The following is a 13,508-nucleotide window of genomic DNA, read 5'->3' on the forward strand; positions in this document are numbered from 1 at the left end:
GTTTAAGAGCAGGAGGGATGCAAAGACTTACATTCTTATTTCTAAGGTTAGGGGAGCATCGGCTACTTCGAATTTAGCGTCGCTCCATTGTGGAGGACCAAAGTTCATAACGTTATTGGAAACACCGTACATTTCCTTAGGCATTCCGTTTGGTTCAAAGTCCATCTGTTTGTTGTCGTTTTTATCATGAAATAATGTGATGGCGTAAATTCCCGGTACCACGTTTGTAAAAGTTATCGTGGCCTTACCGTCTACGATGTCACTCTCCAATCCTTGCAAAGGTGCTGCTTTCATAAAGGTGTCCTCATCGTAAAGTCCAAAGATTACTTTTCCACCGGTACTGGGTACAGGAACATTTACGGTAATAGAGGTTCCATTTCCATCTGTGTTTTCTGCAACGGCGTCGGATTGTGCATTTACAAATAAACTTGAAATGATAAGGGCGAATGTGGTCAAAATCGTTTTCATATTGTCGTTTTTAAAGTGTTTGTTTTGAGTTTTACACTTCAAAAGTGAAAAGATTTACCACCTTAGGAAATAAAAAATAACCGAACTGTCAATTTTAGATTCCCAATTGTAATTATGGAGTGCTTTTCTGAAATAAGGGAAGGTAACTTCTACTGTGCCAAAGCATTAAAAACAGATTGCCCAATACCATCGCACTTGTAATAACAGGAGTTCCTCGCATGTGTAAGGAGGCCGAAACCAAGAATATGTTGAAGGTAACAGGAAAGGCCAGTATGGGAGATAGTTTCTTTAGCCATGGTGTGATGAGGAGAAACCCAATAGCTATTTGATAGTACCCAATGAAGTTCCAATAAAAACCCGTTTGGTACATGCCTTCGAAAAAGAGACCAATGGGATTGTCTGTACCTATAGCGGTAAACTTAACTCCAGGTAACTTGCGAATGCCCGAAAGCACAAACCCTAATCCCAAGGAGATTTTGGTCGCCCAATAGAGGAATACAAAAAGTCTATTGGCTTTAATGCGGTCTATGAATTGCAACATTCCCATTGTTTATTCAACGAATTAGAAGCCAAAATGTAACGTCCATAATGAACTTCTGAAATTAGTCACTCTCCTAAAGGGAAGACTCATCCATGTCGAACCATTCCCTTAGATACATTCCGAATTCCGTCTCATCGAAAGTCTGTTCCTTCATCGTTACTCCGTCTTCCGTTATTTTCAATATAGTTCCCGAAAGGGTGATACGTCCTTTTGGTGTTGGGCGGGTAATGAGTTTTTTTTGTGTGAAATGCGAATCCGGGCTGGTTTGTTGGTAGTGACACATTCCTCCAAATTCCTGAAATGACCTTTCTTGCTTGGTGAAGATATATTCAGCAGATTTTGTTTCTCCCGTTATTTTCGAAACCTTTATATACCCATTTTCGTGATTTTCGAAGATGAAATCTCCCCTGGAATCAGATTGAACTTTGTTCATTTCAAACTTCAAGGGTCGAAAGGCGAACTCTCCGAATCCTACATCGACTAGATACTCTATTTCATCTATGGTTACGATTATCGCCAAATGATCGTATTCTGCACCGAAGTCCTCTTTTTTGTCACTGTATACACGTGCGGAAATCATTTTCGCTTCAAATCCTATGGCGCGCAGTAAACGGTAAAACAGGCCATTCAGTTCATAACAAAAGCCACCTCGTCGTCTTTCCACTATTTTTCGATATATCCTATCTAAATCCAGAAGGATAGGGGTCTTATAGTGTATATCCAGATTCTCAAAGGGAACATTTAGAAGATGAGTCTCCTGTAGATGGGTAAGAACATCTAAGGTGGGTGCAATGTCACCTTCGTAATTAAAACGCTTTACGTAGTTTTCGATGTTCATTTTGGTATGGAGGTCTTTATAATAAACCTCTTGCTTTTATCTCCAAGTATTTATTAATGGTATTTACAGTCAGGTCTTCTGGAGAAGTAAGAATGGAATAGATCCCGTATTTTTTCAATTGGTTCACGATTAGTCGTTTCTCAAAGGCGAATTTTTCGGCAATCACCTTATCATACACTTGTCGTAGTGTTTCAGCTGGTTGTTCTACCAATTTGGTAAGCTCTGTATTCTTAAAGAAAATAACCACGAGCAAATGGTTTTTGGCCAGTGCCTTTAGGTAGGGTAGCTGTCTTTCCAATCCGTCCATGGTTTCAAAATTGGTATATAACAGCAACAGACTTCTGTGGGTAATATGTTGTTTGATGTGGGTGTAGAGACGACCAAAATCAGTTTCAAAAAAATCGGTTTTCACATTGTAAAGCGATTCCAAGATCATCTGCATCTGATGGCTTCGTCTATCGGACACCACTACATTCTCTACCTTTTTGGAAAAAGAAAGCATCCCTGCTTTATCGTGTTTCCGCAGTACAATATTGCTAATCACTAGAGAAGAGTTAATCGCATAATCCAATAAACTTAGACCATTAAAGGGCATTTTCATGGATCGACCTTTGTCGATAAGGCAGTAAATGGGTTGTGATTTCTCGTCCTGGAACATATTTACCATCAGACTGTTTTTCTTGGCTGTGGCTTTCCAGTTAATGGTTCTAAGATCGTCCCCGATTACATAATCCTTGATTTGCTCAAATTCCATGCTGTGGCCTACCCGTCGTACTTTTTTAAGTCCGATTTCATGGGAATTCCGATTCACATTGATGAGTTCGAAGCGCTTCAATTGCTTAAAACTAGGATAGGTTTTAACCATGGCGTTGGCATCGAACCGAAATCTTTTGGCTACAAAGCCCAGTCTCGAGATCGCATAGACATTCAAGGCACCAAAATGATATTCCCCACGATCATTTGGGGTAAGGCTGTATTGGAGCGTCATGGTATCCCTAGGGGCAATGCTCGTTTTCATGTTGAAATCCCGCTTCTGAAACTGTATAGGGACCTCGTCAATAATCTCGCAAAAAATCCGCGAAGGATAATTATTCTGAAGCTCAATAGAAATGGTATTAGGATCTCCGTTGGAGAACTTCTCGGGCAGCACGCGGGAAGCCTCGATTCTATTTTTCCCTACAAAGATAAAGAGCATGTCGATAAAGAAAACAAGCAGCAAGGCCAAAATGGTAAGTTGCGCGATTCCAAAAAGAATGGGGACGAAATAACTGAGTATAAAAAGCACGACCACGCCAGCATTGGCGAAGAAAAATATAGGTCGTATGTAGAGTGATTTAAAGAAATTCAATCTGGTATGCTTTTATCTTGGTATTTCGGTGACTTCGATAATTTGTTTTATGATGTTATCGCTGGTTAATCCTTCCATTTCACGTTCCGGCGTAACAATCACACGGTGATGTAATACCGGTACGGCGGCTTTTTTAATGTCTTCTGGGGTTACGAAATCCCTTCCGTTCATAGCGGCGAATGCCTTACTTGACTTAAGAATCGCAATGGAAGCCCTAGGCGAAGCTCCTAGATATAGAAACTGATTGTTACGTGTTGCTACAATGATTTGCGCGATGTACGAAAGCAGGTTCTTTTCAATATAAATTTTAGAAACCAGTTCTTGATACCTTGCGATCTGATCGGCGGTTAAAAAGGAATTGATCGATTCGGTCTTAGCGCCACCTTCCAAACTATGCTCACGATTCAATATCTCTATTTCCTCTTCCAGGTTGGGATAGGAGACATTAATCTTGAATAGGAAACGGTCTAATTGTGCCTCCGGTAGACGATAGGTTCCTTCCTGTTCCACGGGGTTTTGGGTAGCCAATACCATGAAAGGTGGATCTAGGTCGTATTGCTCTCCGTCCATGGTGATTTGCCGTTCTTCCATCACTTCAAAAAGGGCCGCTTGGGTTTTGGCAGGAGCACGGTTAATCTCATCGATAAGAATCATATTCGAGAAAATAGGTCCTTTCTTGAATTCGAATTCAGAATTCTTAAGGTTGAAAACCGAAGTTCCTAAGATATCACTGGGCATTAAATCTGGCGTAAACTGAATTCTACTGAATCCAACGGAAGCCGTTTTGGCCAATAGTTTGGCAGATACTGTCTTCGCAATACCCGGAACCCCTTCAATAAGGGAATGTCCTTTGGCCAATAGGGAAGCAATGAGCATATCGATCATATCGTTTTGACCTACAATCACTTTTCCTATTTCGTCGCGAATACGCTGTACATTGCTTCTTAGCTCGGTTAAATCCAATCGGCTTTTAAACTCCAAATCGGCACCCACGTTCGCGGCTGGAGCGGGAACTTCTGGAGCAGAAGGGATATCGGGAACCGGAGTGGCTTGTTCGGCCCCTGTAACTTCTTGCGCCGACTCTTGGGGAGTCTGTGATGGTTGTACCGATTCGTTCTGCGGTGTGGGTTCTTTGTGTTCTTCCATAATTATCTCGAATAAAAATCTTCTATGTACTTGTTGAGTGTAATGAGATTGCTTTCAAAAAACTGTCGTTTTGTTTGCAACCAACTAATATACTTAATAACCTGGCTCACTTTCTCTTTCTTCACTCCGGATTTTAGGGAGAGTTTTTCCATAAATTCCTCGTCCAGCACTTCGGTATCCAAATTGTATTCGGTTCTTATGCGTTCTAAGAAGTAGGCCATTTTCTTCAGTATCAAGTTTTCATGGTCCTTCGTTTCGAAGTATAGGTTCGAAATGGTCTTTACAAAGGAAACTGTGGTGTTTTGTAAAGGTTTGACCACTTCTACAATCCGTTGTCTTCGTTTTGCATTGAAGATGACAAACAATAATGCCAAGAGCAAGGCAAAATACCAAGCCCAACGGAATGCTCTTTGTTCCAAAAACCAACTCAGTTCCGAATCCTGTTCTACTTCGCCACCATATGGGGTTTCGTACTTAATAAAGGAATCGAAATAGATGTCTTCGTCTGGAAGGTAGGACAGTACTCCTTCGGAATACGTAAAACGGTCTTCCTTGAGCAAGTTATAATTGGTGAATATTTTGGGTTGAAGGTGAATGAATATGTTCCCTTCATCAAAAGGAGCCTTTATAAAATTGATCCTTTTCTTTTTATTGTCGGTATAGCCCAATACGGTATGGCTGGTGCTATCTATTTCAGCAAAGAAAAAGTCACCCTCGTTTTTATCAATAATGGTATTACTCGATTGAAGGGAGCGATTCTCGAAACTAAGTTTTGAAATACTATCCTTTTCATTAATGGCATAATCTACGTCCAACCCTAGGGTATCGGCCAAGTTCCCAGGAAGGTAATAATCTGAAATGAAGAGTGTATTTCCTTCAGAAGCAAACGTTAGCAATTCGTCTACCGATTCGAAACTTAAATACATACTGTTGCCTATAATCATATAGGTGCCTTTGGCCACGTGGTCACCATAGCCATCTTCCGAATTGGCATAAAAATAACTGGAAGGTTGGTGATAGATGGTACGAATCTTATTTCCTTCGAAAAGGCGGTCCAGTTCTCGGTAGAACACCCGTACACCATAAGGTTTGTTGGAGCGTTCATCGAAGGACTCTTCCCAATCTACGGTTCGCGTTAGGCCAATATCCATGCGCGAAGCCAACACCACGATAAGCGCCACAATGATCCCTATGATAATGTAGGTTTTCTTCATTAGGCCACTTTCTTTATGAGATTGTCGAAATTACCCTTCGCCTTTCCGTATTGCGACTCGTTAATGGGAAATTCACCATACCAAATGTAATTGTACAAGTATGAGGTATAGGAAAAGCCTTTGCTGAAGGGTTGCGATTTTATTTCGTCGTAGTACTCTTCGTTTGTTTTATCATCTTCGAGCTTAATAAAATTGTTTATGCTCAAGGTTTTAAGTACGAGAATGTAGTAATACCGAATGGCCAAGCGATAATCTCCATCTTGTTCTGCCTTTTGAATGAGGGACCGGATATCGATTTGCCCAATATTTTCGACGGTAAGTTCCTCTTCACCATTTATTTTGCGATCACGTTTGGAAGAAAAAAGGCCTTGGCCTCCATCGTTCAATAAAACAAAGATGAGATAGAGTACTGCAATGACCAGAACTATAATAAGTAACCACTGTATGATATTTCCTGAAAACGGAGAGTCGACTTCTATTACAGTCTCATTGTTCTGTTCTTCGAGTTTGGGCTTGTCCTCTGGATCGAATTCTGCAAAACGTCCACTGCCATTTCTCGAATTACGAACTACTTCTTTTCCCTCATAATTAAAACGATTGTTAGAATACCGTTCTTTAAAATCGTCATCGAACTTGCGTTCGGTATCAATGGAAGTATCCCCTGTATTTTGAGCATAAGAAGGGGATGCCGTATAAAATAAGGTTGCTATTAGGACAAGTATGAAAAATAGGTTCCGTTTCATAACATATCCGCACTAAGCATTTCGTTCTGTGTTTGTCGATGCACTTTGAAGGGATAGACCAGATAATAATAGCTGATTATACCCAAGGTAGTGAGGATGATTCCTACCGAAAGCCAATTAGGCATGACGTTGGAATATCGGGTTACGAAACCTTCTAAAAAGCCAGCAGAAAATGTAAAGGGAAAGGTGCTAATAAGAATCTTAACCCCCACTTTCACACCGTTTTTAAAGGATTCCATCCTCGAATAAGTTCCCGGAAAGAGAATACTCGCTCCTAGGATCAATCCAGCAGCAGCTTCAATGACAATGGCAAAGATTTCCATAGAACCATGAATCCAAATCCCCCGAACACTTTCCCAAAGCACTCCTTTATCGTAAAAGAAGTATTGGAAGGAGCCCAACATAACGCAATTTCGGAAGAGTACCCAAAGAGTTCCTATTCCACCAAATACCCCTAGGATAAAGGCAATTAGGCCAACTTTCAGGTTGTTTAGGGTAATGCCAATAAAGCTTCCCCAGTTGCTTCCACTTTTATACACCGCAACGGGGTCTCCAGCTTCGATGTTTTCTAAGGTCATGTCTACGTATGAATCACCCAGAATAGAGCGTACAAATTCTCCGTCATTGGCTGCAGAAATTACTCCAATGGCCGTAAAAAGGGAAAAAATGATAAAGGCTATGTAAATGTATTTTCGGTACTGATACGTCAATAACGGAACTTCGGTTTTCCAAAAATGAATAAAACGATTGGAGTCTTCCCGCTTGGTTTTATAGATGTTTTGGAAGGCTTTTGCAGCAAGTTGGTTAAGGTAGATGACCACCTTACTTTTGGGATAGTAGGTCTGGGCGTAAGATAAGTCGTTGATTATCTGGACATATTGCGAGGCTAACTGATCCGAATCCTCGAAATCATTATTAAAAATCGCCTTTTCAAAGCTGAGCCATTTTTCTTTATTTTGCTTGATAAATGCAACCTCCCTCATAAGCGAGTTAAATTAAGAAAGAATATGGCAGAGATACAAATTAACACCACCCAAAATGTGAAAATAAATTACACAGCAGCGGGAGCGGGGGAACGTTTGTTGGCGTATATCATAGATGTTGCTATAAAATGGGGGTATTTAATCCTTGTTGGGAATCTTTTTGGTGCCTTCGAAAACATGGACGAATGGTCCCAGATAGCCATTAATTCAATTTTAAGTTTACCTGCTATTTTCTATACACTGGTGCTCGAATTGCTGTTGGGAGGACAAACCCTGGGTAAGAAGGCCATGAAAATACGGGTGGTTAAGATTGATGGCTATCAAGCGACCTTGACCGATTATGTGGTGCGTTGGTTTTTCCGTATCGTAGATGTGTATATCTTCGGAATTGGTTTCTTCTTCATTGCCTTTACCAAACAGTGCCAACGAATAGGGGATATGGCCACAGGGACTTCGGTAATTTCACTTAGGGATCGGGTGAATATTAGTCATACCATACTTGAAAATTTGAAGGAAGGATTTAAGCCTACCTATCCTACTGTTATTAAGCTTTCCGATAATGATGCGAGAATCATTAAAGAAACGTTTACCAATGCAAGGGATGCCAAGGATTATCCAACGCTTATCAAGCTACGGAATAAAATCATGGAAGTGGCCGAAATCAAGGAACGCAAGCATAGCAACGATATCGAGTTCATCGATACCATTTTAAAGGATTACAACTACTATACCCAAGCGATGTGAGCCTTTTCCTTCTCATAGACATATTGGGAACCATTGCCTTCGCGGTTTCTGGGGCTTTGGTCGCTATGAAGAAGCGACTTGATCTCTTCGGTATCTTCATCATTGCCTTTGTAACCGCTTTGGGTGGAGGAACCTTACGGGATATCTTAATAGACGCACCCGTTACTTGGATGCGTGATCTCACTTTTGTCTATGTAATCGTAGGAGCCACCATAGTGGCTATTATTTTTAGAAGAAAACTGAATTACGTACGCAGATCCCTTTTTCTGTTCGATACCATTGGAATTGCCCTGTATACCGTCATTGGCGTGGAAAAGGGAATCGCGGCCGATCTACCACCCTTGGTTTGTATCGCTTTGGGGACCATGTCCGCTTGTTTTGGTGGGGTGATACGTGATATTCTATGTAATGAAATCCCGATCATCTTCCGAAAGGAGATCTATGCCACGGCCTGTATCTTGGGAGGAACTGTTTACTTTCTGTTGTTGGAAACCAGTTTGTCGCAGGACTTCATTGTATTTATTTCGGGGGGTATTGTGATTGCTATTCGCTTGTTGGCGGTACTGTTCAATCTTTCGTTGCCGAGTATTTACAGTGCAGAGAAAGACTGATTACTCTATAATCTTTACTGAGATATACACATTTTGCAACGGCCAATCGCCTTCGTCATGTGGAAGGTTGGCAATAGTTTCTACCGCTTTCATTCCACTGGTAACCCTGCCGAAGATGGTATATTTATCATTGAGGTGCCCTGTAGAAGATTGTGGTCCTAAGAAGATGAAGAACTCATAGGGGGCGGTCCGATTGTCTGGATTTTCCCGATATTCTTTAGAACCCGATACAGTTCCGTATTTGTGCTTTCGCCCATTGCCCAATTCGGCAGGAAGGAGATAATCTTTCCCCAATATATGACGCTTTCGCGGCGTGGTTCTTAAATCGCTATTTCCTCCTTGTATGATGAAGTTAGGAACAATTCTATGGAAGAACGTGTTTTCAAAATAATTCTGTTTTACCAGATAGATGAAGTTGGCACGGTGTAGGGGAGTGTCTTCGTAGAGTTCTATGTCAATATCCCCATAGGAGGTGGAGACGCGTACTTTAGTTTCTGGGTTTTCCTTTCCGTATGCTGTGAAGAATTCCACCGCATTTTCGTTGGTGATTTTAGGATAGGAAGGATCGGTAACCAAACTTTCTTTTTTCTTCTCTGCTGGAACCGAGTCCTTTGGCTTTTCTTCCTTTACTTCTTTTACGACAGGTGCTTTTTCTTGGGATTGCTTTTTGTTATCTTCACAACTTGCAAAAAGCATACACAGGATACAGAACAAGGAAAACCATAGTTTCATAAATGCAATTTTCAGAATTTCTACAACAGATTGTAAATGTAAAAAAAATGGAGCTTCCCGGGGAGGAATATCACCTGCGAATGGCTCCCATACAACGTTTGCTGGAGTTGAAGCGAAAGGCAAAAGAGATGGAAACTGCAAAGAAGGCAGCGGTACTGTGTTTGTTTTACCCTAATGAAGAGGGAGAGACCTATTTCATTCTAATTCTCAGGAAAACCTATAAGGGGGTGCATTCTGCCCAAGTGGGATTTCCAGGGGGTAAGATTGAAGAAGAAGATACCTCTATGGAACAAACGGCACTGCGTGAAACCGAAGAAGAAGTGGGTGTTCCTATGAAGGATGTCACCGTATTAAAGCAGCTCACTGAAGTTTACATTCCGCCCAGCAATTTTTTTGTGCAACCTTTCATGGGAATTTCAGAGACTACGCCGCATTTTGTGGCTCAAGAAGATGAGGTGGAAGCTTTAATAGAAGTTCCACTGAGTGAGTTTACGGCTGAGGCTGCTAAGGTGACCAAAACAGTATCAACCAGTTATGCAATAGATATTGAAGTCCCTGCTTTCAAATTACAGGGACATATTGTGTGGGGAGCTACGGCCATGATGCTCAATGAGGTACGTGAAATACTGAAAATACTGGCCTAAGTATGCTTTTTTAGTATCTTTACCGCCCGATTTTGTAATCTTTTGCTTAGGCAGGACGACAGAATCCAAATAGATCGATCGTATGGGGCTATTCAAAAAAAACCCTTTTGGACATATACTTTTCCTGAAACTGTGGCTAATCCGCATATTGGGAGCCATGACGCACAGACGCTTTAAGGGCTTTAATCAATTGCAGATTGAAGGCAGTGAAATTATCAAGAACCTTCCAGAAAACAATGTGCTTTTCGTTTCCAATCACCAGACCTATTTTGCAGATGTGGTGGCCATGTTCCATGTGTTCAATGCGAGCTTAAGCGGTAGGGTAGACAGTATTAAAAACATAGGTTATTTATGGAGGCCCAAACTCAACGTATATTTTGTAGCCGCCAAAGAAACCATGAAAGCTGGATTGCTACCCAAAGTATTGGCTTATGCCGGATCTGTGAGTATTGAAAGAACTTGGAGGTCCGAAGGTAAAGAGGTAAATCGGCAAGTGAAGATGAGCGATGTGAGCAACATTGCCAAGGCCTTGCAAGATGGTTGGGTGATCACCTTTCCACAGGGGACCACCAAACCTTGGAAACCCATTCGCAGAGGAACTGCCCATATCATTAAAAGGAACAAGCCTATTGTTGTTCCCATTGTAATCGATGGATTTAGGCGCTCATTCGATAGAAAGGGAATCCGAATCAAGAAGCGCGGAATTCTCCAATCTATGGAAATCAAACAGCCTTTGGAAATCGATTATGAAAACGATTCCATCGAGAAAATCGTAGAGCAATTGGAGTATGCCATAGAGCAGCATCCATCTTTCCTTAAAGTGATTTCACAGGAAGAGTTGAAGAAAGAGGAAGAGCTTAATAAAACCCGCCAGTGGAGGTATTAAACCTCAATTTTTTTCAATTCGTTGTAATTCCTTTTTAGCCTTTTCATCAATAGTCCATATAGGAGCCAGTAGAATAGCATTAGCAATCCTAGGCATATTACTCCAGCCACGAATTGTCCTATAAAGAAAGAAGAAAAGAAGGCTTCAGGTGGAACTCCCGGAAGCTCATCTTGGGCGAAGAGTTCGTATAATTTTTCCTTGTTGAAGTAGTAGTAGATATTGATCCCTATCATAAGTAAAGCCGCCATACCTATATTGTAATACACAAAGTAACGGACCGTCTTACGAGTTCTCAAGATATTCCCCATCAATTCCTTAACAGTACTGGTAACCTGAATTTTTACATAATTTCTATAGAAGAGATATATGAAAACGGCTACTACCGTATAGCTTATGATATTGAGTACAGTATAAATGGTTTTTAATCCCATTTCGTTGTTGAACTCATTAATGGAATCGGGAATTAAAAAGGTCAATAAAGTCCAGAAGGCGATCTCGCATATGCTTATGATGACGATCCATTTAACGATGGACGAGGATTTTTTCAAGAGCATGGGGTAGATCTGCTCGGCCGTGAATTTTGGAAACACCTGCTCCCTGGACTGCCATTCCTTTTTTAATGCTTCTAGTTGATCCATGGTATTAAGGGTTCAATATAGTTCTTAACTTTTCTTTTATTCGGTTCATTTTAACTCTTGCATTCACTTCGGTTATACCCAAAGTGCCCGCAATTTCCCTGTAATTCTTATTCTCTAAATAAAGGAATACAAGGGCTTTGTCGATATCGTTCAACGTCTTTACAGCGTCGTACATTAATTTTAACTGATCTTCGACCGTACTGTCATACTCTTCCGAAGTCATCTTAAAGCTGATACCTTCAAAATCTTGGGTCTGTACCTTGCGCTTATTCTTACGATACAGCGTAATAGCGGTATTTAACGCCACACGGTACATCCAAGTACTAAACTTGGAATCACCCCTAAATTTTGGATAAGCACGCCAGAGCTGGATGGTTATTTCCTGAAATAAATCATTGTGCGACTCACTGTCGTGGGTATACAAACGGCATATCTTGTGCACAATGTTTTGGTTTTGCTCTAACTGGCTCACAAAACTATGTTCTAGTTCTTTGGTCAATGTTATTTTGTTAGCTTGTCTAATTAGTGGAGGGTTGCCATTAATTGTTACAAATTAAGATAAAAATAGCATTAAAAAATATCATTTTAGGCCATCGGATCGTAAATTTGTAGTACAACTTACCCATATGAATATTCCCGAAACCTCATTACCCCGAATCGTCGTGATAGGGGGAGGATTTGCGGGTATTTCGTTCATTAAAAATCTACGAAATGCCCAAGCTCAGATCGTATTGTTCGATCGCCGAAACTACCATACTTTTCAACCCCTTTTGTATCAGGTATCTACCGCTGGATTGGAACCCGATTCCATTGCTTATCCGCTGCGCAAAATTTTCAGGAAACATTCCAATTTTCACTTCAGGATGGCAGGGGTGGACTTTGTCGACCTTCAAAAGAAAGAGGTGCAAACTCCCATTGGAAACCTGTCATTTGATTATCTGGTCATCGCAACGGGTACGAGGACGAATTTCTTCGGAAATGAGAGCATCCAGGCCCATAGTATGCCCATGAAAAGTGTTCCCCAAGCACTGAATATTCGAAGTCTGATCCTTCAGAATATTGAAAAAGCAGACATTTCTGAAACCCTAGAGGAGAAAAAACGATACTTAAATTTTGTTATTGCGGGTGCAGGACCTACAGGAGTGGAATTGGCCGGAGCCATTGCCGAATTCAGAAAAGGAATTTTGCATAACGATTATCCTTGGTTGAAAAAGGAGGATATGGAGGTGCATTTGGTAGAAGGATCGGATCGCGTATTGGCACCCATGCAACCAAAATCCTCAAAAAACGCCGATCGTTCTTTGGAGAAGTTGGGAGTACATGTACATCTTAACACCTTTGTAAAAGATTATGACGGTACGACCGTCACAACACAAGATGGTAAAACCTTCGAAACGAAAACCTTTATCTGGGCTGCTGGGGTTACTGGGGCACCGGTTAATGGAATAGAAGGGGATGCCTTGTTGGATCGAGCCAATAGATATAAGGTAAATAGATTCAGTCAGGTAGATGGGTATGAAAACATCTTTGCCTTGGGCGATATTGCCTATATGGAAACCGAGGTCTACCCCAAAGGACATCCACAGGTGGCACAGCCAGCGATTCAGCAGGGGAAACATTTGGCGAAAAACCTAAAAGCCTCGTGGAAGGGAAGGGCCATGAAACCCTTTGTGTATTTCGATAAAGGGACCATGGCAACCATTGGGAGGAACAAGGCGGTATGTGATATCGGCAATCGTTCCTTTGGCGGTGCCTTCGCCTGGTTCCTATGGATGTTTGTACACCTTTGGTTCTTGGTGGGCTTCCGTAATAGGGTGGTCACCTTTTTCAATTGGACCTATAACTACATTAACTACGATCGAGCGGCACGACTCATTATAAGGCCTTTTAGACCGAAAAATTGAATGTTTCAACTCCAGTTTTGTTGATACCACAATGAACTAACATTATTGGTAATACATCTTATTTCCCT

16 protein-coding genes are annotated in these 13,508 nt (G+C 41.2%); 5 read left to right on the forward strand and 11 right to left on the reverse strand.

Annotated elements, in window-relative coordinates:
• Positions 1–27 precede the first annotated feature (27 nt).
• From POV27_RS05650 to POV27_RS05685, 8 genes are all read right to left on the reverse strand, one after another.
• Positions 28–468 carry a DUF2141 domain-containing protein gene (locus POV27_RS05650; RefSeq protein ID WP_272861768.1) on the reverse strand — a complete coding sequence of 147 codons (441 nt, stop codon included), beginning with the start codon at positions 466–468 and terminating at the stop codon, positions 28–30.
• A 112-nt stretch (positions 469–580) separates the two neighbouring features.
• Positions 581–1,009: a hypothetical protein gene (locus POV27_RS05655; protein ID WP_272861769.1), complete on the reverse strand. Its 429-nt coding sequence runs from the start codon at positions 1,007–1,009 to the stop codon at positions 581–583.
• 73 nt (positions 1,010–1,082) lie between these two features.
• Entirely contained in the window at positions 1,083–1,847 is a 765-nt protein-coding gene (locus tag POV27_RS05660; protein ID WP_272861770.1) for an arylamine N-acetyltransferase family protein, read from the reverse strand.
• 16 nt (positions 1,848–1,863) lie between these two features.
• Positions 1,864–3,195, reverse strand: coding sequence for a DUF58 domain-containing protein (locus POV27_RS05665; protein WP_272861771.1), 1,332 nt, complete (start codon positions 3,193–3,195; stop codon positions 1,864–1,866).
• 12 nt (positions 3,196–3,207) lie between these two features.
• Positions 3,208–4,341, reverse strand: a complete 1,134-nt coding sequence (locus POV27_RS05670; protein WP_272861772.1) for an AAA family ATPase — start codon at positions 4,339–4,341, stop codon at positions 3,208–3,210.
• A gap of 2 nt (positions 4,342–4,343) precedes the next feature.
• Positions 4,344–5,555, reverse strand: a complete 1,212-nt coding sequence (locus tag POV27_RS05675; protein ID WP_272861773.1) for a DUF4350 domain-containing protein — start codon at positions 5,553–5,555, stop codon at positions 4,344–4,346.
• Complete coding sequence (locus POV27_RS05680; RefSeq protein ID WP_272861774.1) at positions 5,555–6,298, reverse strand: hypothetical protein; 744 nt, start codon at positions 6,296–6,298, stop codon at positions 5,555–5,557. Before POV27_RS05680 ends, POV27_RS05675 begins: the two co-directional genes overlap by 1 nt.
• Positions 6,295–7,281 carry a stage II sporulation protein M gene (locus POV27_RS05685; RefSeq protein ID WP_272861775.1) on the reverse strand — a complete coding sequence of 329 codons (987 nt, stop codon included), beginning with the start codon at positions 7,279–7,281 and terminating at the stop codon, positions 6,295–6,297. The genes POV27_RS05680 and POV27_RS05685 overlap by 4 nt, the downstream gene beginning before the upstream one ends.
• Positions 7,282–7,305: 24 nt before the next feature.
• Between POV27_RS05685 and POV27_RS05690 the strand changes: the two genes are divergently transcribed.
• The gene (locus POV27_RS05690; protein ID WP_272861776.1) at positions 7,306–8,025 is read left to right on the forward strand and encodes an RDD family protein; all 720 of its coding nucleotides are present in this window, start codon (positions 7,306–7,308) and stop codon (positions 8,023–8,025) included.
• A complete protein-coding gene (locus tag POV27_RS05695; protein ID WP_272861777.1) occupies positions 8,022–8,636 on the forward strand; it encodes a trimeric intracellular cation channel family protein in 615 nt (204 codons plus the stop codon). The genes POV27_RS05690 and POV27_RS05695 overlap by 4 nt, the downstream gene beginning before the upstream one ends.
• On the opposite strand, the gene POV27_RS05700 is transcribed toward POV27_RS05695, so the two are convergent.
• Positions 8,637–9,368 (reverse strand): peptidylprolyl isomerase, encoded by a 732-nt coding sequence (locus POV27_RS05700; RefSeq protein WP_272861778.1) that lies wholly within the window; start codon positions 9,366–9,368, stop codon positions 8,637–8,639.
• A gap of 2 nt (positions 9,369–9,370) precedes the next feature.
• Between POV27_RS05700 and POV27_RS05705 the strand changes: the two genes are divergently transcribed.
• A complete protein-coding gene (locus POV27_RS05705) occupies positions 9,371–10,012 on the forward strand; it encodes an NUDIX hydrolase (RefSeq protein WP_272861779.1) in 642 nt (213 codons plus the stop codon).
• 82 nt (positions 10,013–10,094) lie between these two features.
• A complete protein-coding gene (locus POV27_RS05710) occupies positions 10,095–10,898 on the forward strand; it encodes a lysophospholipid acyltransferase family protein (protein WP_272861780.1) in 804 nt (267 codons plus the stop codon).
• Here the strand turns inward: POV27_RS05710 and POV27_RS05715 are convergent.
• Both POV27_RS05715 and POV27_RS05720 read right to left on the reverse strand, forming a co-directional pair.
• Positions 10,895–11,536 (reverse strand): hypothetical protein, encoded by a 642-nt coding sequence (locus POV27_RS05715; RefSeq protein WP_272861781.1) that lies wholly within the window; start codon positions 11,534–11,536, stop codon positions 10,895–10,897. The genes POV27_RS05710 and POV27_RS05715 overlap by 4 nt on opposite strands.
• A 4-nt stretch (positions 11,537–11,540) precedes the next feature.
• Positions 11,541–12,035: an RNA polymerase sigma factor gene (locus POV27_RS05720; RefSeq protein WP_272861782.1), complete on the reverse strand. Its 495-nt coding sequence runs from the start codon at positions 12,033–12,035 to the stop codon at positions 11,541–11,543.
• A 127-nt stretch (positions 12,036–12,162) separates the two neighbouring features.
• Between POV27_RS05720 and POV27_RS05725 the strand changes: the two genes are divergently transcribed.
• The gene (locus tag POV27_RS05725; protein ID WP_272861783.1) at positions 12,163–13,440 is read left to right on the forward strand and encodes an NAD(P)/FAD-dependent oxidoreductase; all 1,278 of its coding nucleotides are present in this window, start codon (positions 12,163–12,165) and stop codon (positions 13,438–13,440) included.
• Positions 13,441–13,508: the final 68 nt, after the last annotated feature.

Source organism: Aureisphaera galaxeae (assembly GCF_028561275.1).
Classification (GTDB): Bacteria; Bacteroidota; Bacteroidia; order Flavobacteriales; family Flavobacteriaceae; genus Aureisphaera; species Aureisphaera galaxeae.

Bases quoted from the DNA above. Each gene is read 5' to 3' on its own strand.
- POV27_RS05675 (WP_272861773.1), bottom strand. From the start codon at position 5,555: ATGAAGAAAACCTACATTATCATAGGGATCATTGTGGCGCTTATCGTG.
- POV27_RS05690 (WP_272861776.1), top strand. From the start codon at position 7,306: ATGGCAGAGATACAAATTAACACCACCCAAAATGTGAAAATAAATTAC.
- POV27_RS05715 (WP_272861781.1), bottom strand. From the start codon at position 11,536: ATGGATCAACTAGAAGCATTAAAAAAGGAATGGCAGTCCAGGGAGCAG.
- POV27_RS05685 (WP_272861775.1), bottom strand. From the start codon at position 7,281: ATGAGGGAGGTTGCATTTATCAAGCAAAATAAAGAAAAATGGCTCAGC.
- POV27_RS05725 (WP_272861783.1), top strand. From the start codon at position 12,163: ATGAATATTCCCGAAACCTCATTACCCCGAATCGTCGTGATAGGGGGA.
- POV27_RS05670 (WP_272861772.1), bottom strand. From the start codon at position 4,341: ATGGAAGAACACAAAGAACCCACACCGCAGAACGAATCGGTACAACCA.
- POV27_RS05655 (WP_272861769.1), bottom strand. From the start codon at position 1,009: ATGTTGCAATTCATAGACCGCATTAAAGCCAATAGACTTTTTGTATTC.
- POV27_RS05650 (WP_272861768.1), bottom strand. From the start codon at position 468: ATGAAAACGATTTTGACCACATTCGCCCTTATCATTTCAAGTTTATTT.
- POV27_RS05700 (WP_272861778.1), bottom strand. From the start codon at position 9,368: ATGAAACTATGGTTTTCCTTGTTCTGTATCCTGTGTATGCTTTTTGCA.
- POV27_RS05660 (WP_272861770.1), bottom strand. From the start codon at position 1,847: ATGAACATCGAAAACTACGTAAAGCGTTTTAATTACGAAGGTGACATT.
- POV27_RS05705 (WP_272861779.1), top strand. From the start codon at position 9,371: ATGCAATTTTCAGAATTTCTACAACAGATTGTAAATGTAAAAAAAATG.
- POV27_RS05710 (WP_272861780.1), top strand. From the start codon at position 10,095: ATGGGGCTATTCAAAAAAAACCCTTTTGGACATATACTTTTCCTGAAA.
- POV27_RS05680 (WP_272861774.1), bottom strand. From the start codon at position 6,298: ATGAAACGGAACCTATTTTTCATACTTGTCCTAATAGCAACCTTATTT.